The organism is Nonomuraea sp. NPDC049028, assembly GCF_043197735.1.
Lineage (GTDB): Bacteria > Actinomycetota > Actinomycetes > Streptosporangiales > Streptosporangiaceae > Nonomuraea.
The window spans coordinates 467384-492993 of sequence record NZ_JBICTR010000011.1; the positions used below are offsets into that span (position 1 = coordinate 467384).

General features: G+C 68.6%; 30 protein-coding genes. 7 read left to right on the forward strand and 23 right to left on the reverse strand.

The window, feature by feature from the left end:
* Positions 1 to 7 precede the first annotated feature (7 nt).
* Genes ACGFJ2_RS41160 through ACGFJ2_RS41175 form a run of 4 tightly spaced genes read left to right on the forward strand, consistent with a single transcriptional unit; the run spans position 8 to position 3446 of the window.
* Complete coding sequence (locus ACGFJ2_RS41160) at positions 8 to 919, forward strand: ABC transporter ATP-binding protein (RefSeq protein WP_393477818.1); 912 nt, start codon at positions 8 to 10, stop codon at positions 917 to 919.
* The gene (locus ACGFJ2_RS41165) at positions 912 to 1769 is read left to right on the forward strand and encodes an ABC transporter permease subunit (RefSeq protein WP_357948220.1); all 858 of its coding nucleotides are present in this window, start codon (positions 912 to 914) and stop codon (positions 1767 to 1769) included. The genes ACGFJ2_RS41160 and ACGFJ2_RS41165 overlap by 8 nt, the downstream gene beginning before the upstream one ends.
* Positions 1766 to 2680 carry an ABC transporter ATP-binding protein gene (locus tag ACGFJ2_RS41170; protein WP_357948217.1) on the forward strand — a complete coding sequence of 305 codons (915 nt, stop codon included), beginning with the start codon at positions 1766 to 1768 and terminating at the stop codon, positions 2678 to 2680. The genes ACGFJ2_RS41165 and ACGFJ2_RS41170 overlap by 4 nt, the downstream gene beginning before the upstream one ends.
* 49 nt (positions 2681 to 2729) lie before the next feature.
* Positions 2730 to 3446 carry an ABC transporter permease subunit gene (locus ACGFJ2_RS41175; protein ID WP_393477822.1) on the forward strand — a complete coding sequence of 239 codons (717 nt, stop codon included), beginning with the start codon at positions 2730 to 2732 and terminating at the stop codon, positions 3444 to 3446.
* Between the two features lies 1 nt (position 3447).
* On the opposite strand, the gene ACGFJ2_RS41180 is transcribed toward ACGFJ2_RS41175, so the two are convergent.
* The 6 genes from ACGFJ2_RS41180 to rplM are packed head-to-tail and all read right to left on the reverse strand — an operon-like array spanning position 3448 to position 9627.
* Positions 3448 to 5001 (reverse strand): class I adenylate-forming enzyme family protein, encoded by a 1554-nt coding sequence (locus ACGFJ2_RS41180; protein ID WP_393477824.1) that lies wholly within the window; start codon positions 4999 to 5001, stop codon positions 3448 to 3450.
* Positions 5002 to 5020: 19 nt separating this feature from the next.
* Entirely contained in the window at positions 5021 to 6205 is a 1185-nt protein-coding gene (locus ACGFJ2_RS41185; RefSeq protein ID WP_393477827.1) for a GNAT family N-acetyltransferase, read from the reverse strand.
* Positions 6121 to 7230 carry an ATP-grasp domain-containing protein gene (locus ACGFJ2_RS41190; RefSeq protein WP_393477828.1) on the reverse strand — a complete coding sequence of 370 codons (1110 nt, stop codon included), beginning with the start codon at positions 7228 to 7230 and terminating at the stop codon, positions 6121 to 6123. Before ACGFJ2_RS41190 ends, ACGFJ2_RS41185 begins: the two co-directional genes overlap by 85 nt.
* A gap of 57 nt (positions 7231 to 7287) precedes the next feature.
* Positions 7288 to 8634 carry a phosphoglucosamine mutase gene (gene glmM / locus ACGFJ2_RS41195; protein ID WP_357948204.1) on the reverse strand — a complete coding sequence of 449 codons (1347 nt, stop codon included), beginning with the start codon at positions 8632 to 8634 and terminating at the stop codon, positions 7288 to 7290.
* A 1-nt stretch (position 8635) separates the two neighbouring features.
* Positions 8636 to 9157, reverse strand: a complete 522-nt coding sequence (gene rpsI, locus ACGFJ2_RS41200; protein WP_357948202.1) for a 30S ribosomal protein S9 — start codon at positions 9155 to 9157, stop codon at positions 8636 to 8638.
* A 26-nt stretch (positions 9158 to 9183) separates the two neighbouring features.
* The gene (gene rplM, locus ACGFJ2_RS41205) at positions 9184 to 9627 is read right to left on the reverse strand and encodes a 50S ribosomal protein L13 (RefSeq protein WP_219531477.1); all 444 of its coding nucleotides are present in this window, start codon (positions 9625 to 9627) and stop codon (positions 9184 to 9186) included.
* 322 nt (positions 9628 to 9949) lie between these two features.
* Between rplM and ACGFJ2_RS41210 the strand changes: the two genes are divergently transcribed.
* From ACGFJ2_RS41210 to ACGFJ2_RS41220, 3 genes are all read left to right on the forward strand, one after another.
* Positions 9950 to 10705: a CAP domain-containing protein gene (locus tag ACGFJ2_RS41210; RefSeq protein WP_357948199.1), complete on the forward strand. Its 756-nt coding sequence runs from the start codon at positions 9950 to 9952 to the stop codon at positions 10703 to 10705.
* A 23-nt stretch (positions 10706 to 10728) separates the two neighbouring features.
* On the forward strand, positions 10729 to 11649 hold the full coding sequence (locus ACGFJ2_RS41215) for a hypothetical protein (protein ID WP_357948197.1): 921 nt from the start codon (positions 10729 to 10731) through the stop codon (positions 11647 to 11649).
* Positions 11650 to 12045: 396 nt separating this feature from the next.
* Positions 12046 to 14427, forward strand: coding sequence for a hypothetical protein (locus ACGFJ2_RS41220; RefSeq protein ID WP_393477832.1), 2382 nt, complete (start codon positions 12046 to 12048; stop codon positions 14425 to 14427).
* Positions 14428 to 14535: 108 nt separating this feature from the next.
* Here the strand turns inward: ACGFJ2_RS41220 and truA are convergent, their stop codons facing one another.
* From truA to rplR, 17 genes are all read right to left on the reverse strand, one after another.
* Entirely contained in the window at positions 14536 to 15483 is a 948-nt protein-coding gene (gene truA / locus ACGFJ2_RS41225) for a tRNA pseudouridine(38-40) synthase TruA (RefSeq protein ID WP_358179469.1), read from the reverse strand.
* 120 nt (positions 15484 to 15603) lie between these two features.
* Entirely contained in the window at positions 15604 to 16158 is a 555-nt protein-coding gene (gene rplQ, locus ACGFJ2_RS41230) for a 50S ribosomal protein L17 (protein ID WP_393477834.1), read from the reverse strand.
* 157 nt (positions 16159 to 16315) lie between these two features.
* The gene (locus ACGFJ2_RS41235; RefSeq protein ID WP_214633194.1) at positions 16316 to 17332 is read right to left on the reverse strand and encodes a DNA-directed RNA polymerase subunit alpha; all 1017 of its coding nucleotides are present in this window, start codon (positions 17330 to 17332) and stop codon (positions 16316 to 16318) included.
* 93 nt (positions 17333 to 17425) lie between these two features.
* On the reverse strand, positions 17426 to 18052 hold the full coding sequence (rpsD, locus tag ACGFJ2_RS41240) for a 30S ribosomal protein S4 (RefSeq protein ID WP_357948186.1): 627 nt from the start codon (positions 18050 to 18052) through the stop codon (positions 17426 to 17428).
* A gap of 20 nt (positions 18053 to 18072) precedes the next feature.
* The gene (gene rpsK / locus ACGFJ2_RS41245) at positions 18073 to 18477 is read right to left on the reverse strand and encodes a 30S ribosomal protein S11 (RefSeq protein ID WP_020542285.1); all 405 of its coding nucleotides are present in this window, start codon (positions 18475 to 18477) and stop codon (positions 18073 to 18075) included.
* Between the two features lie 45 nt (positions 18478 to 18522).
* Positions 18523 to 18903, reverse strand: coding sequence for a 30S ribosomal protein S13 (gene rpsM, locus ACGFJ2_RS41250; RefSeq protein WP_214633192.1), 381 nt, complete (start codon positions 18901 to 18903; stop codon positions 18523 to 18525).
* Positions 18904 to 19123: 220 nt separating this feature from the next.
* Positions 19124 to 19237, reverse strand: a complete 114-nt coding sequence (gene rpmJ, locus ACGFJ2_RS41255; protein ID WP_003956441.1) for a 50S ribosomal protein L36 — start codon at positions 19235 to 19237, stop codon at positions 19124 to 19126.
* Positions 19238 to 19261: 24 nt separating this feature from the next.
* Positions 19262 to 19483: a translation initiation factor IF-1 gene (gene infA, locus ACGFJ2_RS41260; protein WP_012887858.1), complete on the reverse strand. Its 222-nt coding sequence runs from the start codon at positions 19481 to 19483 to the stop codon at positions 19262 to 19264.
* A gap of 362 nt (positions 19484 to 19845) precedes the next feature.
* Positions 19846 to 20295, reverse strand: a complete 450-nt coding sequence (locus tag ACGFJ2_RS41265) for a hypothetical protein (RefSeq protein WP_357948183.1) — start codon at positions 20293 to 20295, stop codon at positions 19846 to 19848.
* Positions 20296 to 20433: 138 nt separating this feature from the next.
* Positions 20434 to 20862 (reverse strand): DUF1707 domain-containing protein, encoded by a 429-nt coding sequence (locus tag ACGFJ2_RS41270; RefSeq protein ID WP_357948180.1) that lies wholly within the window; start codon positions 20860 to 20862, stop codon positions 20434 to 20436.
* A gap of 20 nt (positions 20863 to 20882) precedes the next feature.
* Positions 20883 to 21686, reverse strand: a complete 804-nt coding sequence (map, locus tag ACGFJ2_RS41275) for a type I methionyl aminopeptidase (protein ID WP_357948177.1) — start codon at positions 21684 to 21686, stop codon at positions 20883 to 20885.
* Between the two features lie 109 nt (positions 21687 to 21795).
* The gene (locus tag ACGFJ2_RS41280) at positions 21796 to 22446 is read right to left on the reverse strand and encodes an adenylate kinase (protein ID WP_225293929.1); all 651 of its coding nucleotides are present in this window, start codon (positions 22444 to 22446) and stop codon (positions 21796 to 21798) included.
* The gene (gene secY, locus ACGFJ2_RS41285) at positions 22446 to 23756 is read right to left on the reverse strand and encodes a preprotein translocase subunit SecY (protein WP_225293931.1); all 1311 of its coding nucleotides are present in this window, start codon (positions 23754 to 23756) and stop codon (positions 22446 to 22448) included. Before secY ends, ACGFJ2_RS41280 begins: the two co-directional genes overlap by 1 nt.
* Positions 23757 to 23925: 169 nt before the next feature.
* On the reverse strand, positions 23926 to 24381 hold the full coding sequence (gene rplO, locus ACGFJ2_RS41290; protein WP_357948174.1) for a 50S ribosomal protein L15: 456 nt from the start codon (positions 24379 to 24381) through the stop codon (positions 23926 to 23928).
* 2 nt (positions 24382 to 24383) lie between these two features.
* Entirely contained in the window at positions 24384 to 24566 is a 183-nt protein-coding gene (gene rpmD, locus ACGFJ2_RS41295) for a 50S ribosomal protein L30 (protein ID WP_080043226.1), read from the reverse strand.
* Positions 24567 to 24568: 2 nt separating this feature from the next.
* A complete protein-coding gene (gene rpsE / locus ACGFJ2_RS41300) occupies positions 24569 to 25198 on the reverse strand; it encodes a 30S ribosomal protein S5 (protein WP_049572667.1) in 630 nt (209 codons plus the stop codon).
* A gap of 27 nt (positions 25199 to 25225) precedes the next feature.
* Entirely contained in the window at positions 25226 to 25609 is a 384-nt protein-coding gene (gene rplR, locus ACGFJ2_RS41305) for a 50S ribosomal protein L18 (RefSeq protein ID WP_225293936.1), read from the reverse strand.
* Position 25610: the final 1 nt, after the last annotated feature.

Genomic DNA, 25610 nt, shown 5'->3' on the forward strand with positions numbered 1-25610 from the left:
CCGGACCATGCACATCCTCGCTACCGAGGGGCTGACCAAACGCTTCCCGACCGTCACGGCGCTCGACCAGCTGACGGTCACCGTCGGACCCGGTGTCACCGGCCTGGTCGGGGCCAACGGCGCGGGCAAGTCGACGCTGATCAAGATCCTGCTGGGCCTGCTGCCCCCGACCGGGGGCGGCGCGCGGGTGCTCGATCTCGACGTGACCACGCAGGGCGCCGAGATCCGCAGGTTCGTGGGCTACATGCCCGAGCACGACTGTCTTCCCCCTGACGTGTCCGCCACCGAGCTGGTCGTCCACCTCGCCCAGATGTCCGGGTTGCCGCGTACGGCGGCCCGCGAGCGCGCCGCCGACGTGCTGCGCCACGTCGGCCTGGCCGAGGAGCGCTACCGCGCCATCGGCGGCTACTCCACCGGCATGAAGCAACGGGTCAAGCTGGCCCAGGCGCTCGTGCACGACCCCAAGCTGGTGTTCCTCGACGAGCCGACCAACGGGCTCGACCCGCGCGGCCGGGACGAGATGCTGGCGCTGATCAGGCGCATCGGCACCGACTTCGGCATCAGCGTGCTCGTCACCTCGCACCTGCTCGGCGAGCTGGAGCGGATCTGCGACCACGTGATCGTCATCGACGGGGGCCGGCTGCTGCGCTCCTCCGCGATCGCCGAGTTCACCCAGGCCACGCAGACCGTCACGGTCGAGGTCGAGGAGGGCACGCAGCCGCTCGCCGAGCGGCTGTCCGAGCTCGGCCACAGCGCCGTCCAGCACGGCCGCCTGCTGCTGGTCAAGGTGGCGGGCCCGGAGACGTTCGACGCGATCCGCGACGCGACCGTCGATCTCGACCTCTGCCTGATTCGCCTGGAACAGGGCCGCCACCGCATCGAGGACGTCTTCAGGGAGGAGGTCGACGCGGGTGTCTGAGATCTATGACATCGGTTACCGCCATTACGACGGTCCGCGACTCGGCCGCGGCTACTCGACGCGCGCGCTCACCGTCCACAGCCTGCGCGGCGTCTTCGGCCTCGGGCGTACGGCACGCAGCAAGATCATTCCGTTCGCCCTGGGCGTCATCATGCTGCTGCCCGCGGTCGTGTCGATCGCGATGATGGCCCTGTTGAAGCAGCGCGGCATGGCCTACAGCGGCTTCGCGACCTACATGCAGCCGGTCGTGGCCATCTTCCTGGCCGCACAGGCGCCGACGGTCGTCGCGCCCGACCTGCGCTTCCGGGTGCTGCCGCTGTACCTGTCACGTCCGGTCACGATCGCCGAGTACGTGGCCGCCAAGGTCATCGCCATGACCGCGGCGCTGTTCCTGCTGCTCGCCGTGCCGCTCACGCTGATCTACGTGGGCGAACTGCTCATCGACATGGACGGGCCGCCGCAGACCAAGGAGTACTTCGGGGCCCTGGCCATGGCGCTGGTGCTCGCGCTCCTGCTGTCGTCGTTCGGCCTGGCCATCGCCTCGCTGACGCCCAGGCGCGGGCTCGGCGTCGCCTCCGTCATCGCCCTCTACCTGCTCACCTCGGCCTCCGTCCCGGTCATCTACGGCACGCTGTCCTCGACGGGCAACGAGTCGGGAGCCGCGTGGGCCTGGCTGCTCAACCCGTTCTGGCTGGTCGACGCCGTACAGGTGTGGCTGTTCAGCACCACGGCCAACGTTCCGGACGGCGGCTACCCGCCGGGGCCCGTCCCGGCGATCCTCGTGGTCGTGCTCATCGGGATCGGCTTGGCGGCACTCGCGGCTCGCTATCGGAAGGCGGCCGCCCGATGAAGATCGAGCTCGCACAGGTCTCTCGCTGGTACGGCAACGTGGTGGCGGTCAACGACGTCACGATGACGATCGGTCCCGGCGTCACCGGCCTGCTCGGCCCCAACGGCGCGGGCAAGTCGACACTGCTGCACCTGATGGCCGGGTTCCTGGCCCCCTCAGGCGGCACGGTGACGATGGACGGCACCCAGATCTGGAAAAACCACCACATCTATAAGAACATCGGCCTGGTTCCTGAACGGGAGGGTGTCTACGGGTTCCTCACCGGCTGGCAGTTCGTCCTGTCCGCCGCCCGGCTCCACGGTCTGCCCGATCCGATCGAGGCCGCCCGCAAGGCGCTGGCCACGGTCGAGATGGAGGAGCCCAAGGACCGCCGCGTCGAGACCTACTCCAAGGGCATGCGCCAGCGGGTGAAGGTCGCCGCCGCGCTCGTCCACGACCCGCCGGTGCTGCTGCTCGACGAGCCGTTCAACGGCATGGACCCGCGCCAGCGGCTGCACCTGATGGACCTGATCCGCTCCATGGGCACGGCGGGGAAGACGATCCTGTTCAGCTCGCACATCCTGGAGGAGGTCGAGCGGGTCGCCCAGCAGATCGAGGTACTGGTCGCGGGCCGGCACGCCGCCTCGGGTAACTTCCGCGAGATCCGCCGGCTGATGACCGACCGGCCGCACCTGTTCAGGATCCGGTCGAGCGACGACAGAAAGCTCGCCGCCGCCCTGATGCTCGACAGCTCGGCGGGCGGCGTCTCGCTCGGCGCGGGCGGGCTGGAGGTCCAGGCGGTCGAGTTCCGGCGCTTCGCGTGGCTGCTCCCGCGCGTCGCCCGCACCGAAGGGATCCGCCTGCACGAGGTCTCCCCCGCCGACGAGGACCTGGAGAGCGTCTTCGCCTACCTGATCAACCGGAGCACGTGATGAACCCGCGAGGAAGACACCGGATCCCAGCGACCGATGGGGTGGAGCAATGAATCCGGTCGTTGCTGGTATCACTTACCGGGCGTTGCTGGGCAGGCGGAGGATCTTCCTTCTGCTTCTGCTACCGCTCGCGTTGATCGGGTTGGCCGTCATGCTGCGGGTGTTCGGCGGCGACGACCCGCGCTCGGCCGAACTGCTGATGGACAAGTTCGCCATCGGCACGATGCTTCCGCTGCTCGGCCTCATCGCGGGCACCGGGGTGATCGCCCCGGAGATCGACGACGGCACGATCATCCACCTGATGTCCAAGCCGATCTCCCGGCCGGTCATCGCGCAGACGAAGTTCCTGGTGGCCGCATCGCTGCTGGCGGTGTTCTCGGCGGTCCCGACGTACTTCGCGGCCTGGCTGCTGGTGGGCAACGAGGACGGTCTCGCGGTGGGCTTCGCGGTCGGCGCGCTGTGCGCAGGCATCGCCTACGCGGCGGTGTTCCTGCTGCTCGGCATCCTGACCCGGCACGCGGTCACGATCGGGATCATCTACGCGCTGCTGTGGGAGACGCTGGTCGGCACGTTCGTACCGGGGGCGCAGAAGTTCTCCATCCAGCAGTGGGCTCTGACGATCGCCGACCAGCTCTCCGGCAACCCGTTCCTGGAGGCCAACGTGACGCTCGGCTTCGCCGTACCGGCGCTGATCATCGTGACGCTGGGCGCGGTCCTCTGGGCGGGACAGCGGCTGCGCGTCTTCACACTGACGGGCGACGAATAGCTCACGGGCGGCCGATGGCCGCGCGCAGGGCCGCCCGGTCGAGCTTGCGCCTGCTGGATCGCGGGAAGTCCGGGAGCACCGCGATCCGGTCGGGCAGCGCGCCCGCGTCGACCAGCGCGGGCAGCCGGGCGCGTACCGCCGCCTCCTGGAAGCCGTCGCCGGGCACCAGCGCCAGTACGACCTCCTCGTCCCCGGTGACCGGATCGGCCAGGCCGACGATGGCCGCGTCGGCCACGCCGGGCAGCGCGGCGATGGCCGGTTCGTACAGGCTCGGGTAGATATTGAAGCCGTCGCGAAGGATCATGTCCTTCTTCCGGCCGAGCAGGACGAGGCGGCCCTGTCCGTCCAGGCGGACCAGGTCGCCGGTGGCCACCTCGTCGTGCGGCGGTTCGCCCAGGTAGCCGCGCGCCACATGCGGGCCGCTGACGACCAGCTCCTGGTCCTCGGTGAACCGCACGCCGACTCCCGGCAGCGGCGCACCGAGCAGGTCTCCCTCGGCGCAGGCCAGCTTCTCGGCCGCGCTCGCCAGCGCGATCGGCAGCGCCTCCGTCATCGCGTACACGCTCAGCACCTCCGCGCCGGGTGCGGCGGCGATCGCCTTCCGCAGTACGGCCGGGGGCGCGGGAGCCGACCCGAGCAGCAGGTGGCGCAGGCTCTCCGGCAGCCGTTCCACCCGGGCGACGAGCCCGGCCAGCTCGACGGGCACGCAGTACAAGTGGGTCACCCGGCGCTCGAAGATCAGCTTGGCCGGGCCGGGCATCGACCAGGTGGCGCCGCCGATGAGCGCGGGCAGGCCGAGCATGAGGCCGTCGGTGTGGACGACGTCGCCGGGCTCGACGGGGAAGCGGTCCCTGAAGATCTCCAGCCCGGCGGCGAGGGACGCGCGGGTGTGGACGACGGCCCTGGGATGCGCGGTGGTGCCGGAAGTGAAGATCACCGCCGCCGGATCATCCACTTCACCCCGACCCGCCCCGGTCGCGTCGGCCGCATCCGCACCCAGACCGGCGCCCGCGCCGGGGTCGATGCCGGGACCAGGGCCGGCGTGGAGCGGCGGGCCGTCCAGGCCGCGTAACCGTACCGCCGCTCTCGGCACGCCGGGCAGCCACCGGCCGGTGTAGGCGTGGCGCAGTTCCAGCTCCGGCAGCGGATCGCGAAGGCCGGGCAGGAGCACGCCCCGGCGCCTGGCCAGCGCGCGCAGCGGCGCGAACGACGTGACCGCGTACAGCAGCGACCCCGCCACCACCCAGCGCGGCCGGGCCAGCCGGAGCCGGGCCCGCAGGATCTCCGGCGCGAGGCCGGGATCGGCCAGCACCAGCACCCCGCCCGCGGCGACCACGCCCAGCGCCACGGCGATCGCGTCCGGCGAGGGCTCGACGGCGTACAGCACGCCGTCGCCGCGCCCGAGCCCCTCCGCCACCAGCCGGTCGCGGATGCGCAGCGCCCGATCGCGCAGCCCGCCGAACGTCAGCTCTCGCCCCCGCGCCCCCACGATCGCCGTCGCCCGGGGCGTACGCTCACAGGCGGCGAACACCTGAGCCAGCAGATCACTCCGCATCCCACTCCCTCAAAAGCCCTCAAAGCTCGTAACGCCGCATGACCGGCACCGCGACCCGGTCGAGCAGCCAGGCCAGCACCACCCACCCCGTACGCCGCCGCCACGGCAGATGCCCGACGTACACGGCCCGATACTCGATCTCCGGCACCGCCCCACGCAGCCGCTTGAACTCCCCCGCACCCGCACTGTCGTTGACCGACAGCCCCTCGTCTACAGCGATCTGGTAGACCAGCGCGCTCAGCATCCGGTACAGCCCGATCCCCTGCGGCAGCGCGGTGTCGTAGCCGAAGATCGGCGTGGTCAGCGTCCCGTCGCGGTGGAAGTAGCCGAGCACCCCGTCGATCCGCCCGTCCCTGGCCAGCGCCCAGTAGGTGATCGTGCCCGCCCGCATGGTCTCGCGGACGAACCGCTCGGTGAACTGCGGATTGTTCCGCGAGTACTTATCCAGATAAAGCAGGTCATAGAGCTCGACCACCCGAGCCGCATCACCCTCTCCCGGCCGCACCACCTCATACCCTCTGCGCCCGACCAGCCGCAGATCGCGCCGCCACCGCTTGCGATGCCGGGCCTCCTGCTCCCCCGGCCGCACCAGGTAGATCCGCCGCCCCGGCACCATCACACAGCCGTCGATCCGCCGGTTCACCGAGCAGAACCCGACGGCGTGCCCGGGGAACCGCTCCCGCAGGAAGCGGATGGCGGCCCGCTCATGGGCGGGCTCGATGGCCGGATAGAGGTTCGTGGACAGCAGCCAGTTGTTGACCAGCACCACCCGGTCCAGCTCCGCCCACCGGCACAGTGCGCCCAGCGCGGCCAGCGCCGCCGCCAGCACCGCGCGCAGCACCCCGCTGCCGAGCACACGCAGCTCCTCACCGGCATAGGTCACATAGTGCGTGTACGGCGAGCACACCCACGCGTTCCCCTGCTCACCATCATTGACCGACACCGGCAGGACAATGCGCCCGTCCACGAGCAGCACCCCGTAGGTCGTGGCCACATTGGTGACGAACGCCTCGGTCCCGTGCTCGACCAGCGGCACCAGGTAGTCACGCGCGTAGGCGCCGTCCTCGGTGTCGGGCCAGGGCAGCTCGCCGAGGGTGTCCTTCGTGAACAGCTCGGCCTTCACCGGCCGTCCCACTCGATGTCGTACGTCGAGCACTCGATCAGTGACCGCCGCGTCCACAACGAGCGGATCCAGTTCTCCCACAGCACCCCGAACTGCGCCAGGAACGGCCCCCGGTCCCCTTCCACCGCGATCACGTCGTCAGCGGCCGACACCACGCTCGCCCACCGGCGCAATTCCGGCCAGGAGCGTACTCCCGCCAGGCCGAAGCCCAGCATCGCCAGCCCGATCATCGCCCGCGTGCCCGGCGCGGGCCGCAGCGGCCGGTCGGGTACGTCACCGAGCAGCACCCCGGCCAGCTCGTCGCCCAGCAGATGGACCCCGCTGGTGGCCCGTGGATTGCACTCCATCGGCAGCACCCGGTCGCCGACCATGAAGTCGAAGGCGATCTGCCCGCTGAATCCGACCCGCGCGACGAACTCCGTCACCCAGGCGTCCACCTCGGCGTGCTCCACCGGCTCGAAACTCACACAAGCCCCAGAAGCCGTAAACTCCACCGCGTAGGCGGCATGAGCCACCAATCGCCCCTTCACCGCCACGGAGTAGGTGCAGATCTGCGTCCCGTCGAGCAGTTCCTGAGCCACCCAGGGCCCCTCGCCCGCCCTTAACGCGATATTTCCCCGTACAACCTGCACTTTCGTACCAAAGCGCGAAAAAACAGGCTTCAGGATGAACGGGCGCCGGATCCCGGCCAGGTCGGCCTGCGACGTCACCAGCGCCGTCTCGGGCACCGGCAGCCCGAAACCCTTCGCCAGCTGGACGAACTCCCACTTGCTGTGCAACGCCCGCAGGGTCCCGAGCGGCTCGGCCAGCACCTCGCAGTGCAGCCGCTTCCGCCCTCGGGCCACCCAGAAGATCTCCTCGCAGGTGGGTACGACCAGCCGCACGCCCTCCAGCTTGACGATGTCGGCCAGCGCGTCGGCGAACGCCTCGGGAGCCCGGTTGGGCGGCGGCACCCGATGGCTCACCGCCACGGCCGAGGACCGCGCGCAGAGCTGCGCCCGCGAGCTCTCGGCCACCACGACCCGCGCACCCGACCTGGCGAACTTCCTGGCCAGGTCCAGCGCCACGGGCGCCCGCCCACCGGTGATCAGCACAGTCACGCTCACCAGCCGCAGGATACGCGTGAGGGGCACGGCGCCGCCGTGCCCCTCACCGGAAAAGCCTCAGACGCAGGCGACCCGGACCACGTCGGCCAGCCGACCGGCGACCTCGGAGGCGTGCTCCTCGGACGAGGCCTCGACCATCACGCGGATCATCGGCTCGGTGCCGCTGGGCCTGATCAGCACCCGGCCCGTCTCACCCAGCTCCTTCTCCGCCAGCGCCACGGCCTCGGTGAGCTCGGGCACCGACGCCTTGCCCCGGTCCACGTCCTTGACGTTGATCAGGATCTGCGGCAGCGGCGTCATCACCGCGGCCAGCTCGCGCAGCGACTTGCCCGACCTGGCCACGACCGAGAGCAGGTGCAGCGAGGTGAGCAGGCCGTCGCCGGTGGTCGCGTGGTCGAGCATGATGACGTGCCCCGACTGCTCACCACCCAGGTTGTAGCCGTCGGACTTCATGCGCTCCAGCACGTAGCGGTCGCCCACCGCGGTCTCCACGACGTGGATGCCCGCCTCGCGCATGGCCAGCTTGAAGCCCAGGTTGGACATCACGGTCGCGACCACGGTGTCCTTGGCCAGCGTGCCCTCGGCGTGCATGTCGGCCGCGAGGATCGCCATGATCTGGTCGCCGTCGATGATCGCGCCGGTGTGGTCGACCGCCAGGCAGCGGTCGGCGTCGCCGTCATACGCGATGCCGAGGTCGGCGCCGCGCGAGACGACGACCTGCTGCAGCTTGGGCAGGTGGGTGGAGCCGTAGCCGGCGTTGATGTTGAGGCCGTCGGGCCGCGCGCCGATGGCCTCCACCCTGGCTCCGGATCGCACCAGCGCCTCGGGGGCGACCATGTGAGCGGCGCCATGTGCGCAGTCGACGACGATGTCGAGACCGTCGAGCCGGCCACTGACCGTGGTCAGCACATGGGAGATGTAGCGGTCGGCCTCACCGTAGGCATCACGCACCCGGCCCACGGCGGAGCCGACGGGAAAGGTCCAGTCCTCGCCGAGCCGCCGCTCGATCTCGTCCTCGACCGCGTCGGACAGCTTGAAACCGCCCCGGGCCAGGAACTTGATGCCGTTGTCCGGTGCCGCGTTGTGCGACGCCGACAGCATGACGCCGATGTCGGCGCCGAGCGCGGCGGTGAGGTAGGCGACGGCCGGGGTGGGCAGCACGCCGAGGCGCAGCACATCCACTCCGGACGACGCAAGGCCGGCGACCACTGCGGCCTCGAGGAACTCCCCCGAGGCACGCGGGTCCCGGCCTACGACGGCCACAGGACGACGTCCTGTGGCCGTGAACGCGCCCGCATCGCCGAGGACGTGAGCCGCCGCGACCGAGAGGTCCATGGCGAGCTCCGCCGTGAGGTCGCGACCAGCGACCCCACGAACCCCGTCGGTGCCGAAAAGACGCGCCAATTTAGCGCTTGCTGTACTGCGGAGCCTTACGGGCCTTCTTGAGGCCGTACTTCTTCCGCTCCGTGGCGCGGGCGTCACGGGTGAGGAAGCCGGCCTTCTTCAGAGGCGCTCGGTTGGTCTCGACATCAAGGATCGCCAGCGCACGGGACAGGCCCATGCGCAGCGCGCCGGCCTGGCCGGTCACGCCGCCACCGTCGATGCGCGCGATGACGTCGAACGCCTCCTCGGCGCCGAGCACCACGAAGGGCTCGTTGACGATCTGCTGGTGGACCTTGTTGGGGAAGTAGACGTCCAGCGAACGACCGTTGATCGTCCACTTGCCGGTGCCGGGGACGATGCGCACGCGGGCGATCGCCTCCTTACGGCGACCGGTGCCGTACGAGTTGCCCGTGGTGACGGGCTTGCGCACGGGAGCGTCAGCGCTGGCGGTGGACTCGGTGGTGTACTCGGAAGGGAACTCCTCGCCGGAGAATTCTTCCACCTCGGCCTCGACGGCCGTCTCGACACCGGTGGGCTCAGCCACGGTTCTCCTCTAAATCTTTCGGACTACTACTGGGCGATCTGGGTGATCTCGAACGGCACCGGCTGCTGGGCCTGGTGCGGGTGCTCGGACCCCGCGTAGACCTTGAGCTTCTTGGCCATCTTCCGGCCGAGGGAGTTCTTCGGCAGCATGCCCTTGACGGCCTTTTCGACGGCCTTGTCCGGCCGCTTGTCCATGAGCTCGCCATAACTGACGGAACGCAGACCGCCCGGGTAACCCGAGTGGCGGTAGGCCTTCTTCTGCTCACGCTTGTTGCCGGTGAGCGCGATCTTGTCCGCGTTGATGACGACGACGAAGTCGCCGGTGTCGACGTGGTTGGCGAAGATCGGCTTGTGCTTGCCGCGGAGCAGGATCGCGACGTGGCTGGCCAGCCGGCCCAGCACGACATCGGTCGCGTCGATGACGTACCACTGACGCTGAACGTCGGCGGGCTTCGGTGAGTACGTGCGCACGGTCGTAGCCTTCTTTATGCTCGCGTCTTCGGCGCTGTCGGGAAGCGACAGCTCTAGGGTCGGTCGGTGCGGGCACACGGCAGCCCGGACCTTCCGTCTCCCCGGCCCGATGGGCTCGATGATGGGAGATGACGCCGGACGCGCCGCGCATCGGTCGCGCTGGACCTATGCACACAACGATTGATTAGGCTACCCGCATTTAAGGGTGCTGGTCAAAAGACCGGTAACCTGCGATCAGTCTACCTGACACAGAACGGTTCGATTTCGGTTCCCTGGGATCCCTTCTTTCCCAGGACCAGACATCTCTATCGTTGGGTGTGGCATGTGGCACACCTCTCTCACCCGGCACACCCAGCGGAGCGCACGGCGCCGGAACCATCTGGGGGTGCTCGCCTGTCTTATGGCGGTTCTGTTCACGGGTGTGCTGATCGGGCGGTTGACGGACAACGTCGAAGAAACCGGCCACATCTACCTCAACGAGACGGCCCCGCCCGCCGCGGCCAAGGCCAAGCCCACGGTCACGCCCACGGCCAAGAAGGCGCTGCCGTACGCGGGCCGCATCCCCAGAGAGAGCACCGCCGGGGTCCCGCGCGGCAGCGTCAGGGCCAAGCCCACGAAGAGCCCGGACGGCAACATGGTGCCCGGCTACACCGCCGAAGATCCCACGCGGGTGCTCGGCGAGCAGACCGCCGAGATGTCGCCGGCGATGGCGGCCAAGGTCGTCAGCCTCACCAACGCCGCCAGGCTCAAGCGCGGCTGCGGCCGCCTCCGGACGGACGCGAGGCTGACCCGCTCCGCCCGCGCGCACTCCCTTGAGATGGCGAGCAGCGGCCGCTTCACCCACGACTCCCCCGACGGCTCCTCGCCGTGGGACCGGATGGAGCGCGCCGGATACCGGGCGGGCGCCGCCGAGAACATCGGCCGCGGCTACACCTCCCCCGAAGAAGCGGTCCGCGGCTGGCTCGACAGCAAGGACCACCGCCAGAACATCCTCAACTGCCGCATCGAGTCCATCGGCGTCGGCGTGGTGGCCGGGGCCGGCGGTCCGTGGTGGACGCAGGACTTCGGCTACTCATGACCACTTCACGGTAATGTCGCCGCATGGGTTTTCCCGACGAACGTGACACCAGCACGGAGAGCACCCCCCGCCGTTCTCGCAGGGCCCGTGACACGGCCGAACCCGGCGGCTCCCGCAACCCCTTCGAACCGATCGGGGCTGCCACCGGTCGCAGGGCCAAGGAACCGGCCGCGGCCGAGCCGGTCGCCGAACCGGCGCGCCGCAGCACCACGTGGAGCCCCTACGACGAGGGCAAACGCTCGCGTGGGCCGCTCTGGTTCACGCTCGGCGGCGTCGCGGTGCTCGGCCTGTTCGTCGCGGGCCTCGTGGTGATGTTCAAGTCAGGCGGCGCCGACCAGGCCGAGACCCAGGCGGCCCGCCGCACCTCCGCGCCGCTGCCGTCGTCCCCTCCCGGCAAGTACAGCTACGCGGCCGATCGCAAGACCGACCCCGAGCCGCTCACGGTCAAGGAGCTGTTCGCGACCAAGAAGATCGCCGTCGGCGGCCGCTCGTACACGATGACCGTCACCAGCAAGGTCAAGAAGTGCTCCGACGGAGCCGTCGGCGACAAGCTGCAGAAGGCCCTCAAGGCCGGCAAGTGTACGCAGATCATCCGCGCGAGCTTCCGCGACAAGGCCGGCAAGCTGATGGGCACGGTCGGCGTGGCCAACCTCAAGTCCAGCAAGACCGCGACCAAGGTGCAGTCGGTCGGCAGCAAGACCGACTACGTCAAGCCGCTGGCCGGCAAGGACTCGCTCACCAAGAGCCTCGGCACCGGGAGCGGCGGCACCCAGATGTGGATGCACGGCCACTACGCCGTCATGATCTGGTTCCAGAACAAGGACGGCAGCAAGCCCGACAAGAAGGGGCAGAAGAAGCTCTTCCAGGCGGTCGACGACATCACCAAGGCCACCGTCTTCAAGGCCCTTGACTCCCGCACGCTGACCGGCCACCCGGGCAGCTGAAAGCCTCAAACCTTTTGATACGTACCCAAACGGCATCGATGATCCAGTCGGGAACGCCCATACCGGCATAACGATCTCGCGACTCTCGCTAGGCTCCCCCTTATGCGTGGCCAGGAACCTGGGTCTGACAACGATCGTAGGGAATCTGACGGCTCGGCCGCACCGGCGACGCCACCGCCGAGCTTCGGCCAGCCCCTTCAATATCCCGAGTCACGGGCGTCTCACGAGGCGCCCGGAGCTACTCCAGCATCGCCACCGGAGCCCGGCGCGGGCGCTGACTCCGGCTCTGACAGCGCCGGTTACGGGAGTGCCGCTTACGGGAGTGCCGCTTATGACGATGCCGGTCATGACATGCTGCCCGCTTTCCCGGGTACGCCATCGGATGCTGAGCAGACGGTGACCGGGGCATCGGCCTTCGACTCGCCGTCCGAGTGGCAGCCGTTCGAACCGCAGCCGTCGGACCCGGCCTCGGCCGAGGACCAGTCCGACCTTCCCGGCCTGCCGGCCTTCCCCGGCGCGCAGCCGTGGGAGGTGGCGGGCGACGACGCCGCGCCGTACGACTGGTTCGCCGACCCTCAGGGCCCGCCGCGCCCCATGCGCGGCCGCCTGCCCCGCAATCTCGGCGCCCAGCCCGGCACCCCGTCCCCGTCTCCGCGACCTCCGGCCGCGGGCCCTCCGCCCGCCGGCTCCGCACCCACGCGGCCACCCACCGCTCCGGGACCGGGCGCCCAGCCTCCGTCGCACAGCCCGGCGCCAGGCGCTCAGCCTCCGTCACACCCCGCCGGGCCAGGCGCCCAGCCTCCGTCACACACCGGCGGGCCGGGTGCTCAGCCTCCATGGCAGTCCGCCGAGTCCGAATCGGGCAGTCCGCCCTCCGGTCCCCAGCCCTCGTGGCCGAGCGCCGAACCGGGACAGGACGCCCCGGCTCCCGGCCGGCCCGGCGCCGGATGGTCTCCGGCGTCCGGCGCCTGGCCCGCACCCATCCCCGAGGAGCCCGCGACCTGGGCCCCCGAGGAGCCCGCCACCTGGGCGGTCGACCCTGTGGTGCCCGGTGCGCCGTCGTGGGAGCCGCCACCGGCCTTCACCGCGGCGGCCGCGGGCATGCAGGTATGGCCCGCCCCCGTCTCGGACCCGCCCGCCATGCCGCCCTGGCCCGCCGCCACGGGCGAACTCGCCGTGGAACCGGATTCCGACGACGTGTCCGCCCCGACATCGCCCTGGAACGTCCCATCGGACAGCTCGCCCCCGGACGACTCCCCCACCCGCCCGGGGGGCATCATCCCGCCCGGAGCCCCCACGTCCGGCGACAGCGACCCCGCGCCCAAGAGCTCGGTGTACGGCGGGCCGACGACCAAGGGCCCCACGTTCGGACAGCCCGCGGCCGACTACGAAGAGGCCGACCCCTCGGAGGACGCCGAGGACTACCAGACCGACCCGAACCTGACCGCCCCCTACGACGCGAGGGGCGCGTCCGCCCGCCCCTTCGCCGTCAATGAGGCGGCCCCACCGGCCTTCGACCCGAACGCCACCGATCCCACCTTCGACGCGAACCCCACTACGCCCGCGTCCGGCGCGAACCCCACTACGCCCGCGTCCGGCGCGACAGCCCCCCACGCCTTCAACCCCGACACCGGCGCCCCCAGCACCTTCAACCCGAACACCACCGGGCCCGCCTTCGACCCGAATGCGACCGCGCCGGGGTTCGACGCGACGGCCCCCCACGCCTTCGGCCCCAACGCTCGCCCGCACGCCTTCGACGCCGGCACCCCACCACCCGCCTTCGACCCGCACGCCGCCGGACACCCGGCCGAGCCGAGCGACGTCCCGGTCTGGCCGCCGATCCCCCCTGGCGGGACCGAACAGAAGGGCACCGAACAGAAGGGCAACGTCCCCGACCTCCCGTTCGAGGTATGGGGCCAGAAACCCACCCCCGCCCTGCCCGTCCCGGCCGCGCAGGACCGCTCCACACCGCCCGCCGCCTACGGGCAGGGACCGTTCAAGCAGTCGCCGTTCCAGGCGACACCGCCCGCCACCGGCCAGCCCGGCAAGCCGGCGGGCCGGAAAACCCTCTTCATCACCCTGGGCGTGCTCGCACTGGCAGGCGTCGCCACGGGCGGCTTCTTCGCCTACAAGTCGGTGAGCGCCCCGCCGCCCGCCGCCACGACGGCCGCCAAGGAACCGCCGACGACGGCACCCCCGGCCATCGTCAGCCCCGATGCCTCCACGACTCCGGTCGTCCCCGCCACCTCGATCCTCAACTCCGAGCAGACCGACCCGCGCAAGATGTCGCTCTCCGAGGCGTTCCCGAAGAAGAAGATCGAGGCGGAGGGAGCCGTCTTCTCCAAGGTCAAGACCGACATGACGGGGAGCTGCGAGAAGGCCGCCTCCGGTCCCTTCGCTGACGCGCTGCGCGAGCAGAAGTGCAGCCGGATCGTACGAGCGACGTACGTGGACACCAAGCGCCGCTACGCCGTGACGACCGGCATCGCCGTACTGCCGACCAAAGAGGCCGCCATGAGCGCCGACAAGGCCAAGAACCTCGGCCGCAACGTCTGGTTCCGCGGCCTGCCCGCGGCGGCGGGCACGGGCGGCGAACGCGTGGAGATCGCGGGCGGCTACGCCGCGGGGCTGGTCTGGGGCCGCTACATCGTCTTCAGCTACGCCACGTACGCCGACGGCCACACACCCGGCACCAAGGAGAAGACACTCGGCAAGGTCAGCGGCGCCTTCCGCGACCAGACCTCCCAGGCCCTGGAACGCCGCCTCACCAACGACTGACAACCCGCTCGGCGCGGGGCAAGGCTCGTCGACAGGGGGCGGATCGACGCGCCGGGATACGGCTCGTCGATCGCGGGCGAGTCACCGCCCACGTACGGACCCGCCGGGTTACGGCTCGTCGATCGCGGGCGGATCATCGCCCAGCGTGCGGACGCGCCGGGTCGCGAGGGCGCGCGCGGCGAGTTCCGCGTCCGGCGGGTAGGTCACCTCTTCCAGGCACAGGCCGTGCGCGGGCGCCACATGCACCCCGGAGTCCCGTACGGCCCGCCCCAGCACCTGCCCGGGCCACTCGACAGGCCGGCGCCCATCGGCGGCCGACAGGAGAGAGCCGACCAGCGACCGCACCATCGAGTGGCAGAACGCGTCGGCGACCACGGTGGCGACCAGCACCCCGTCGCCCTCCCGCACCCAGTCGAGCCGTTGCAGCCGCCGGATCGTGGTGGCCCCCTCGCGCTTCTTGCAGAAGGCGGCGAAGTCGTGCTCGCCGAGCAGATGCGTGGCCGCCGCGTTCAGCGCGTCCAGGTCCAGCGGCCGGTTGTGCCAGACCACCTCCCGGCGCCGCAACGGATCCACCCCACCGGCCGCGTCACTGACCCGGTACGCGTACCGCCGTGACAGGGCGGAGAACCGTGCGTCAAAGCCCTCAGAAGCCACGGAGACCCGATGAACGCGTACATCTGGCTCCAGCACCCCGGCCAGCCGCCGCAGGAGTGTAGCGAGCCGCTCATCCACGTCCAGCGGCAACACCGCGCCGACTCCCATGGAGCCGACAGCCGGAAAACCCGCCACAGGCTCGGACCCGGCGGATCTCCGGTGGTTGCGGTCGAGAGCGGAGAACGCCTCCACGGGCAGATCCACGTGCGCCACCTGCCCACGCGCGTGCACCCCGGCATCCGTACGCCCGGCGACGGTCAGCGCCGGTGGCTCGGCCAGCCGCAGGATCCTGCCGAGCGCCTGCTCGATCTCCCCCTGGACCGTACGCAGCCCCGGCTGCCTGGCCCACCCGGAGAAGTCGGTCCCGTCATAGCCGAGATCAAGCCGGAGCCGTACCACCATCGCCCTCCCCAAAACGCGAACAGGCCCGAACCCCCGCAAGAGGGGCCCGAGCCCGATTCAACTGGGCCCGGAATCCCCGCGTAGAGGGGATCTGGGCCCGACTTCAGCCGACCTGACGGATCAGGCCTCGTCCTTCTTCGCCTCGCCGGCCTCAGCCTCGGCCGAACCCGAGTCAGCGGCCTCAGCCGTGGCGGCCTCGTCCGACGCGGCGGTCTCCGCGGCAGCCGGCGCCTCAGTCTCGGCCTCAGCGGCGGGAGCGGGAGCGGCAGCGGCAGCGGCGGCCGGAGCCTCCGTGCGCGACACGCGAACCGGGTTCAGCGGCTCGGTCACCAGCTCGATCACCGCCATGGGGGCGTTGTCACCCTTACGGGCGCCCACCTTGGTGATGCGGGTGTAACCGCCGGGACGCTCGGCGAACGTCACCGCGATGTCCGTGAACAGGTGGTGGACGACGCCCTTGTCCTTGACGACCGTGAGCACCTGGCGACGGTTGTGGATGTCGCCCTTCTTCGCCTTGGTGATCAGGCGCTCCGCCAGCGGACGGACGCGCTTGGCCTTGGCAACCGTGGTGCGGATCTTGCCGTGGCGGAACAGGTCCGTGGCGAGGTTCGCCAGGATCAGCCGCTCGTGCGCCGGGCTGCCGCCAAGACGTGCACCCTTGGTGGGCTTGGGCATTGCGTTCTCCTTGTGAGTTAACCCGCCCCGGCCGTACCAGGTACCGGAGTCGGGCCGGTCGCAGTCGCTCTAGGGGCGATGCGAGCCGTTACCGTCGCCCGCGCCGAGCGGGAACCGCTCGGCGCGGGGAGTCGCGAGGCAGAGCCCTCGCGATGGCTTAGTACTGCTCGGTCTCGACGTACGCGCTGTCGTCGTCGTCGTAACCGGCGCCGGCCACCGCGCTCGGGTCGAACCCGGGCGGGGAGTCCTTGAGCGCCAGCGTCATCTCGTGCAGCTTCTGCTTGACCTCTTCGATCGACTTGGCGCCGAAATTCCTTATGTCGAGCAGGTCCTGCTCGCTGCGGGCGACGAGCTCACCCACGGTGTGGATGCCCTCGCGCTTGAGGCAGTTGTAGGAGCGAACGGTGAGGTTCAGCTCCTCGATCGGCAGCGCCAGGTCGGCGGCCAGGGCGGCGTCGGTCGGCGACGGGCCGATGTCGATGCCCTCGGCCTCGACGTTGAGCTCACGGGCCAGGCCGAAGAGCTCGACGAGGGTCTTACCGGCGGAGGCCACCGCGTCGCGGGGCTTCATGGCCGGCTTGGTCTCGACGTCGAGGATCAGGCGGTCGAAGTCGGTACGCTGCTCGACTCGGGTCGCCTCGACCTTGTAGGTGACCTTGAGCACCGGGGAGTAGATCGAGTCGATCGGAATACGGCCGATCTCCTGACCCGGCTGCTTGTTCTGCGCGGCGGAGACGTAGCCGCGACCGCGCTCGACGGTCAGCTCCATCTCCAGCTTCGCCTTGCCGTTGAGCGTGGCGATGCGCAGCTCGGGGTTGTGCACCTCGACACCGGCCGGCGGCGCGATGTCGGCGGCGGTTACCTCACCCGGGCCCTGCTTGCGCAGGTACATCACGACCGGCTCGTCGTGCTCGGAGGAGACGACGAGCTCCTTGAGGTTGAGGATGATGTCGGTGACATCTTCCTTGACCCCGGGAACGGTCGAGAACTCGTGCAGCACGCCCTCGATCCGGATGCTCGTCACGGCCGCGCCCGGAATGGACGACAGCAGCGTGCGGCGGACCGAGTTGCCGATGGTGTAGCCGAAACCCGGCTCCAGCGGCTCGATGACGAATCGGGATCGGGTGTCGTCGATCGACTCTTCGAGAAGAGTCGGGCGCTGAGCGATCAGCATGTGGGGTCTCCCCTTTTCGTGTGGCGCCCGCTATATGACGCCACTCCGATACAAGCCTAGTTGAGGTGCGGCGAACCGCACCTCAACCACTACTTACTTCGAGTAGTACTCGACGATCAGCTGTTCCTGAACCTGGGTGTCGATCTGCTGACGGACCGGCAGCTGGTGGATCAGGACGCGGACCTTGTCCGGCACGACGCCGAGCCACGCCGGGACCGAGCGGTCACCGGCGGTGGCGCGAGCCACCTCGTACGGGAGCAGGTTGCGCTTGGTCTCACGGACCTCGATGATGTCGTGCTCACGCACGCGGTACGAGGGGATGTCGACCTTCTTGCCGTTGACCAGGAAGTGTCCGTGACGGACCTGCTGGCGAGCGGCGTCGCGCGACTGGGCGAACCCGGCGCGGTAGACCACGTTGTCGAGACGGCTCTCCAGGATCTGGAGCAGCGCCTCACCGGTCTTGCCGCTCTTGCGGGTGGCTTCCTCGTAGTAGTTGTGGAACTGCTTCTCGAGGACGCCGTAAATGCGGCGGGTCTTCTGCTTCTCACGAAGCTGAAGCTGGTACTCGGACTCCTTGGGACGTCCGCGGCCGTGCTCACCCGGCGGGTAAGGACGGATCTCGATGGGGCACTTCGCGGACTCGCACTTGCTGCCCTTGAGGAAGAGCTTGGTCTTCTCGCGGCGGCAGAGCTTGCAGTCCGCACCCGTGTAACGAGCCATTTCTCAGATTCTCCTGGGTGTCAGACGCGGCGGCGCTTCGGCGGACGGCAGCCGTTGTGCGGAACCGGGGTGACGTCCTGGATCGAACCCACTTCGAGGCCGGTGGCCTGAAGGGAACGGATCGCGGTCTCACGGCCGGAGCCGGGACCCTTGACGAAGACGTCAACCTTGCGCATGCCGTGCTCCATGGCGCGGCGGGCGGCGTTCTCGGCGGCCATCTGAGCGGCGAACGGGGTGGACTTACGGGAGCCCTTGAAACCCACGTGGCCGGCGCTGGCCCAGGAGATCACGTTCCCGTTGGGGTCGGTGATCGAAACGATCGTGTTGTTGAACGTGCTCTTGATGTGGGCGTGCCCATGAGCGACGTTCTTCTTTTCCTTGCGGCGCACCTTCTTGGGCGCACCCTGACGGCTCTTAGGAGGCATCCTTTGCCTTCACTCCTGAGGTGTTCGGTCCCGCGGCTGCGTGGACTACTTCTTACCGGGCTTCTTCTTGCCGGCCACGGTCTTCTTCTTGCCCTTGCGGGTGCGCGCATTGGTCTGCGTGCGCTGACCGTGGACAGGCAGGCCCTTGCGGTGCCGGATGCCCTGGTAGCACCCAATCTCGATCTTGCGGCGAATGTCGGCCTGAACCTCACGGCGCAGGTCACCCTCGATCTTGAAGTTCGCCTCGATGTAGTCACGCATCGGGACGAGCTCAGCGTCGGTGAGCTGGTGCACGCGGGTGTCGCCGCTGACACCGGTGGCCTCGAGGACCTCCAGCGCACGGGTGCGGCCGATTCCGTAAATGTAGGTGAGAGCGATCTCCAGCCGCTTTTCGCGGGGGAGGTCGACGCCAACCAGGCGAGCCATGGTCGGGCATTCTCCTTCGTTGTGGCGGAGGTCTTGCGCCTCACGACCCCTCCCCATGCCCGGGGTGAGGGCCCCGGCCTCCGACCGGGGGTCTCCTGGGTGGTACGACCCGGAAATCAGGCCGCCTGCTCAGGTGTGACGCGCGATTACTGTCTCAGGCTTCTCATGCGTCGAGCCCGCTCCCTGAAACCGGGGCGGACTCGGAGAAGCCTTACGGCGACTAACCCTGACGCTGCTTGTGGCGCAGGTTGTCGCAGATCACCATGACGCGACCGTGCCGGCGGATCACCTTGCACTTGTCGCAGATCTTCTTGACGCTCGGCTTTACCTTCATTGTCCTTCGTGTTCCTCAGACGTCTTACTTGTATCGGTAGACGATCCGCCCACGACTCAGGTCGTAGGGGCTCAGTTCCACGACTACCCGGTCGTCGGGCAGGATCCGGATGTAGTGCATCCGCATCCGTCCGCTGATGTGGGCCAGGACCTTATGGCCGTTGTCAAGCTGCACCCGGAACATAGCGTTCGGGAGCGACTCGACCACAGTGCCCTCGATCTCGATGGCGCCGTCTTTTTTGGCCAAAATTCCTCGCGTTTCACTGATCGATCGTCTGAGGCTCCGGTTCACTAAGCAGCCGCGACCTCACGCTTCGAAGAGAGCGGCGTCCGGCAACGGGCACCGACGCGTGATAGTCATAGTGAGCCGAGTAAGGAGTGTACGACACCTGAGACAAAAACGCGAAACGCGTGTCAGGTGTCCTGACACAACCACGAGTCAGCTTACCGCACCCGCGAACCCGTATGGGCCGAGCGGCACACCGATTCGGGCGGCACAGCGATTCGGGCGGCACAGCAAAAGGCCCACCGGCGAACCGGCGGGCCCTCTCGAGTCAGCACACCCCCTGGGATGACTCCCCCTAATGTGCCTTGAAGACGCTGATGTGCTTAGAAGACGTCGTGCCAGCCGCCGCAGCCGCTGTTGCGCGAGCCGCCCTCGCACACCTGGATCTTGAAGTCCCTCTTGAAGCGGATGCTGTCGAAGTGACGGCGGTCGTCGGACCGGTACCAGTTGCGGTGGAAGTCGCCGTGGCGGTCGTAGTACTTGAACCACACGTAGCTGTAGTCGCCGTCGTTGTGGTGACGGTCGTACAGGTCGCCGTAGAAGTAGTAGCTGCCCCCGCGCTGCTGCCAGTAGCCCTTGAAGTACGACTCGTGGCCGCCGTTCTCGGAGCCGTTGGAGAAGTACGGGCCGAAGAAGTGCCTCGGGCCGGCCTGGGCGCTCTGCGCCTGGGTGGCGGTCGCGGCGTCGGCCTGGGCCGTGGGAGCGATGGCCAGCGCCCCGGCGACCATCGAGCCGGCGAGAGCGGTGCCCGCGAGAAGGTGACGAATACCCACTGTGTCCTCCTGTAAGACGGTTCCCCGTACCGGACCGGGACTGCTCGGGTGAGCCCCTCTGTTGTCCGGCACCGCTTACGTTAGGGAGGACATTCGCCGCCTTCTGCGGACGAATACACACAGTGCAGTACTACACACTCACTGACGCTTCTGACCGCCCCCGAAGATGGTGCTGATCAGCAGAATCGCACCCCAGGGACCCATCACCCACAGCGGCCAGGGGTAGATCATGTGCCCGGAGGTGACGCTCACGATCAGCCAGATCACCCAGTTGATCGAGCTGGCCGCGGCCCACGCGCTCCAGGCCGCGCGCATCCCCGAGTGCATGCCGCTCTTGGGCGCCGGGGTGGGTTCGGTCAGCTTGGCGGGCGGGTTGCGCAGGTCCACGTCCGGCAGGTCCGCGGTCAGCCGGGCCAGCTCGCCGTAGGTCTTGCTCTGGTAGAGCTGTTCGAGCCGCTCGTTGAACTCGTCCATCGTGATGCGGCCCTGCGCGGTGTGCTCCCGGAGCACGCCGGCCACCCGATCTCTGTCGACGTCCGAGGCACGCATCTCGGGGCTCTGCGCCATACCCACCACTCCCGGCTCGTCTACGGCTGCGCCAAGCGCTCTTCGCCCCCATCGAGGGCGGTTAGCACCCAAGGACCATTATGTGTCACCGCGACGCTGTGTTCGAAGTGTGCGGACTGCTTCCCGTCGATCGTCACGACGGTCCAATCGTCGGCCAGTACGCGCGTGCGCTCCGTGCCCAGGTTGACCATGGGCTCGATCGCCAGGCACATCCCGGCCTCCAGCACGGGTCCCCTGCCGGGGCGGCCGTGGTTGGCGATCCACGGGTCCATGTGCATCTCGGTGCCGATGCCGTGGCCGCCGTACTCGGGCGGGATGCCGAAGCGGCCCTGCGACTTGATGTAGCGCTCCACCTCGTACCCGATGTCCGACAGGTGGCGGCCGACGGTCAGCGCGGCGATGCCCCGCCACATCGACTCCTCGGTGATCCGCATGAGCTCGGTGAGCTTCGGGTCCACCTCCCCCACCGGCACCGTGACCGCCGAGTCGCCGTGCCAGCCGTCGAGGATGGCGCCGCAGTCGATGGAGATGACGTCGCCTTCGCGCAGCGCGCGGGCGCTCGTCGGGATGCCGTGGACGACTTCCTCGTTGACCGAGGCGCAGATCGTGGCGGGAAACCCCTGATAGCCCTTGAACGACGGGATGGCGCCCTCATCCCTGATCGCCTTCTCGGCGATGGCGTCGAGGTCCAGGGGTGTCATCCCCGGCTCGACGGAGCGCTTCAACAGATCGAGCGTTCGCCCGACCACCAGACCGGCCGCCCGCATCTTGTCGAGCTGCTCGGGCGTCTTGATCTGGATTCCATGCCGGTTCTTCTTGAACACGTGTGGCACCCCCCGGGGTCTCAACGGGCAGATGTGGGAGCCCAATTCCCTCACAATAGCCGCGAGGTGGCACGGAAATCCGTGCCACCTCCGCAGTCGGCCATCGGGCTTACCCCATGAAAGGGCGGATGGCCTCCATGGCCCGCTGGGTGACCTCCTCGACCGGACCGGTCGCGTCGACACCCACGAGGATGCCCTCGTCCGCGTAGTAGGACACCAGCGGCGCCGTCTGCTCCTGGTAGACCTCCAGGCGATGCCTGACCGTCTCCTCTTTGTCGTCGTCACGCTGGAACAGCGTGCCGCCGCAGGCGTCGCACCGGTCGTCCTTCTTGTCATCGAACTCGACGTGCCAGATGCGACCGCACTGGCTGCAGGTGCGGCGACCGGCCAGCCGCCTGACCACCTCGTCGTCGTCAACTACCAGCTCCAGGACCAGGTCGAGCGCCTGGCCCCACTCCTTCAGCATGTCGCGCAGGATCTCGGCCTGAGCCACGTTCCTGGGGAAGCCGTCGAGCAGGAAGCCGTCCTGCGCGTCGTCCTCGGCGAGACGGTCTCGGACCATGGCGATGGTGACCTTGTCGGGCACCAGGTCGCCGCGGTCCATGAACGTCTTGGCGAGCTTGCCGAGCTCCGTGCCCCCGGAGACGTTGGCACGGAAGATGTCACCTGTCGAGATCTTCGGGATGGACAGGTTCGACGCGATGTACTGGGCCTGTGTCCCCTTACCCGCTCCGGGGGGCCCGACCAGAACGAGACGCACTACCGCAGGAAGCCTTCGTAATTACGCTGCTGCAACTGGCTCTCGATCTGCTTGACCGTGTCCAGGCCGACGCCAACCATGATCAGAATGCTCGTCCCTCCGAACGGGAAGTTCTGGCTCGCTCCGGCCACCGCGAGCGCGACGATCGGGATCATGGCGATCAGACCCAGATAGAGCGCGCCGGGGGCGGTCAGACGGGTGAGCACAAAACTCAGGTAACCAGCCGTCGGCCGTCCCGGGCGGATGCCCGGAATGAACCCACCGTACTTCTTCATGTTGTCAGCCACTTCAGTGGGGTTGAAGGTGATGGACACGTAGAAGTAGGTGAAGAACACGATCAGGACGAAGAACGTGATCATGTAGATGGGCGTGTCGCCCTTGGTGAGGTTCGCCGAAATCCACTGCACGACGGCGTTGGGGTTCTCCGCGTTGGCGAACAGCGAGGTCAGCAGCTGCGGCAGATAGAGCAGCGAGGACGCGAAGATGACCGGGATGATGCCGGCCTGGTTGACCTTCAGCGGGATGTAGGTGGACGTGCCGCCGTACATCCGGCGTCCGACCATCCGCTTGGCGTACTGCACCGGAATGCGGCGCTGCGCCTGCTCGACGAAGACCACGGCGGCGATCATGAAGACGCCTACCACCATGACGACGGCGAAGGTGAACTTGTTGGCCTGGAAGATGCTGGCCAGCTCGGACGGGAAGACCGCGACGACCTGCGTGAAGATGAGGATCGACATGCCGTTGCCCACACCACGGTCGGTGATGAGCTCGCCCAGCCACATGATGACCGAGGTGCCGGCCGTCATGATGACGACCATCGTGACGATCATGAAGATGTTGTCGGGGTCGAGCAGGACGTCCTTGTCACAGCCCTGGAAGAGCTGCCCGGAGCGCGCCAGCGCGATGAACGCCGTCGACTGCAGGATGCCCAGACCGATCGTCAGATAACGCGTATATTGTGTGATCTTCGTCTGACCGGCCTGCCCCTCCTTCTTGAGGGCTTCAAGGCGTGGGATCACGACGACGAGAAGTTGGAGAATGATGCTGGCGGTGATGTACGGCATGATGCCCAGAGCGAACACCGACAGCTTCAGGAGCGCGCCGCCGCTGAACAGCTGCACCATCCCGTAGATATTGCCGTTTTCACCGTTGCGGACCTGATCAAAGCAGGACGCAAGGTTCTGGACGTGAACTCCCGGAGTCGGAAGAACCGAGCCGAGTCGGAACAGCGCGATGATGCCCAGGGTAAAGAGCAACTTCTTGCGCAGGTCCGGCGTCCGGAACGCCCGGGTAAACGCGGTCAGCACGGTCCCTCCTGCGCGCCTATAAGGCGGTGTGAGTATGCGATGGTGCGGGGATCTGCCATCAGAAGTCTCATGTCAAAACGAGCCGGACAGAATCCTGCCGTCTCGCGAACTCTAACGCACTACGGGCGTGGGGGCCCATGGTCAGAGCCCCCACGCCTCGTAATAGCTCTTACAGCTCGGTAACGGAACCCCCAGCAGCGGCGATTTTCTCCTTCGCGGAGGACGAGAAGGCATGCGCCCGCACGTTCACCGCGACCGAGATCTCGCCGGTGCCGAGCACCTTCACCAGCTGGTTCTTGCGGACAGCGCCCTTGGCGACCAGCGTCTCGACGGTGACCTCGCCACCCTCGGGGAACAGCTCGCCGAGCTTGTCCAGGTTGACGACCTGGTAGGTCGTCTTGAACAGCGCGTTGGAGAAGCCCTTGAGCTTCGGCAGACGCCTCTGCAGCGGCACCTGGCCACCCTCGAAACCGAGGGGGACCGTCGTACGGGCGTGGCTGCCCTTGGTACCGCGACCGGCCGTCTTACCCTTGGACGCCTCGCCGCGACCCTTGCGGATCTTGGCCTTGTTGGCGCCGGGGGCCGGACGCAGGTCGTGAATCTTGAGCGGAGCCTTGTCAGTCATGACTAGTCGACCTCTTCCACCTCGACGAGGTGCGTCACCACGGAGACCATGCCGCGAATCTCGGGCCGGTCCTCCTTGACGACGACATCGCCGATTCGCTTCAGGCCAAGCGAACGCAGCGAGTCACGCTGGTTCTGCTTGCCACCGATCTTCGAGCGAACCTGAGTGATCTTCAGGCGTGCCATGACTAGCTCACCGCCTTGGCGGCCGCCGCTTCGGCGATACCTTCGCGCTGAGCCTTCAGCATCCGGGCCGGAGCGACGTCCTCGATCGGCAGACCACGGCGGGCGGCGATCTCCTCGGGCCGGGAAAGACCCTTCAGAGCCGCCACCGTGGCGTGCACGATGTTGATGGGGTTGTCCGAGCCGAGCGACTTGGACAGGACGTCGTGGATGCCGGCGCACTCCAGAACGGCGCGCACCGGGCCACCGGCAATGACGCCGGTACCGGCGGAAGCCGGACGCAGGAAGACGACACCGGCCGCCTCCTCACCCTGCACGGTGTGCGGGATGGTGCCCTGGATCCTCGGGACCTTGAAGAAGTGCTTCTTGGCCTCTTCGACGCCCTTGGCGATGGCCGCGGGTACTTCCTTGGCCTTGCCATAGCCGACGCCGACCAGGCCGTTGCCGTCACCGACGACGACGAGGGCGGTGAAGCTGAAGCGACGACCACCCTTCACGACCTTGGCCACTCGGTTGATCTTCACTACGCGCTCGATGTACGAGACGCCCTTGTCGGCGGCGCCACCGCGGCGATCGTCACGACGGTCCCGCCGCTCGCCACCGGTGCCGCCACCGCGACGCGGAGCTGCAGCCATCAGTGGTTCCTCATCTCAGTTGCCATATCAGAACTCGAGCCCACCTTCGCGGGCGCTGTCCGCCAGAGCGGCGATGCGCCCGGCGTAGCGGTTGCCACCGCGGTCGAACACGACCGCCGTGATCCCGGCTTCCTTGGCCCGCTGAGCGAGGAGCTCGCCGACCTTCTTGGCCTTCTCGGTCTTGTCAGCCTCGAGCGTGCGCAGCGCGGAGTCCATGGTGGACGCGCTCACCAGCGTGTGGCCGACGGAGTCGTCCACGATCTGCACGAACAGGTGACGAGTCGAACGGTTGACGACCAAGCGCGGACGCGCGGCCGTACCGACGACGTTCTTGCGGACGCGGCGGTGACGGCGGGCCCGCGAGACGGTGCGGGCAGCCGTGTGCTTGCCGAACGCAGTCTTCGGAGCCATG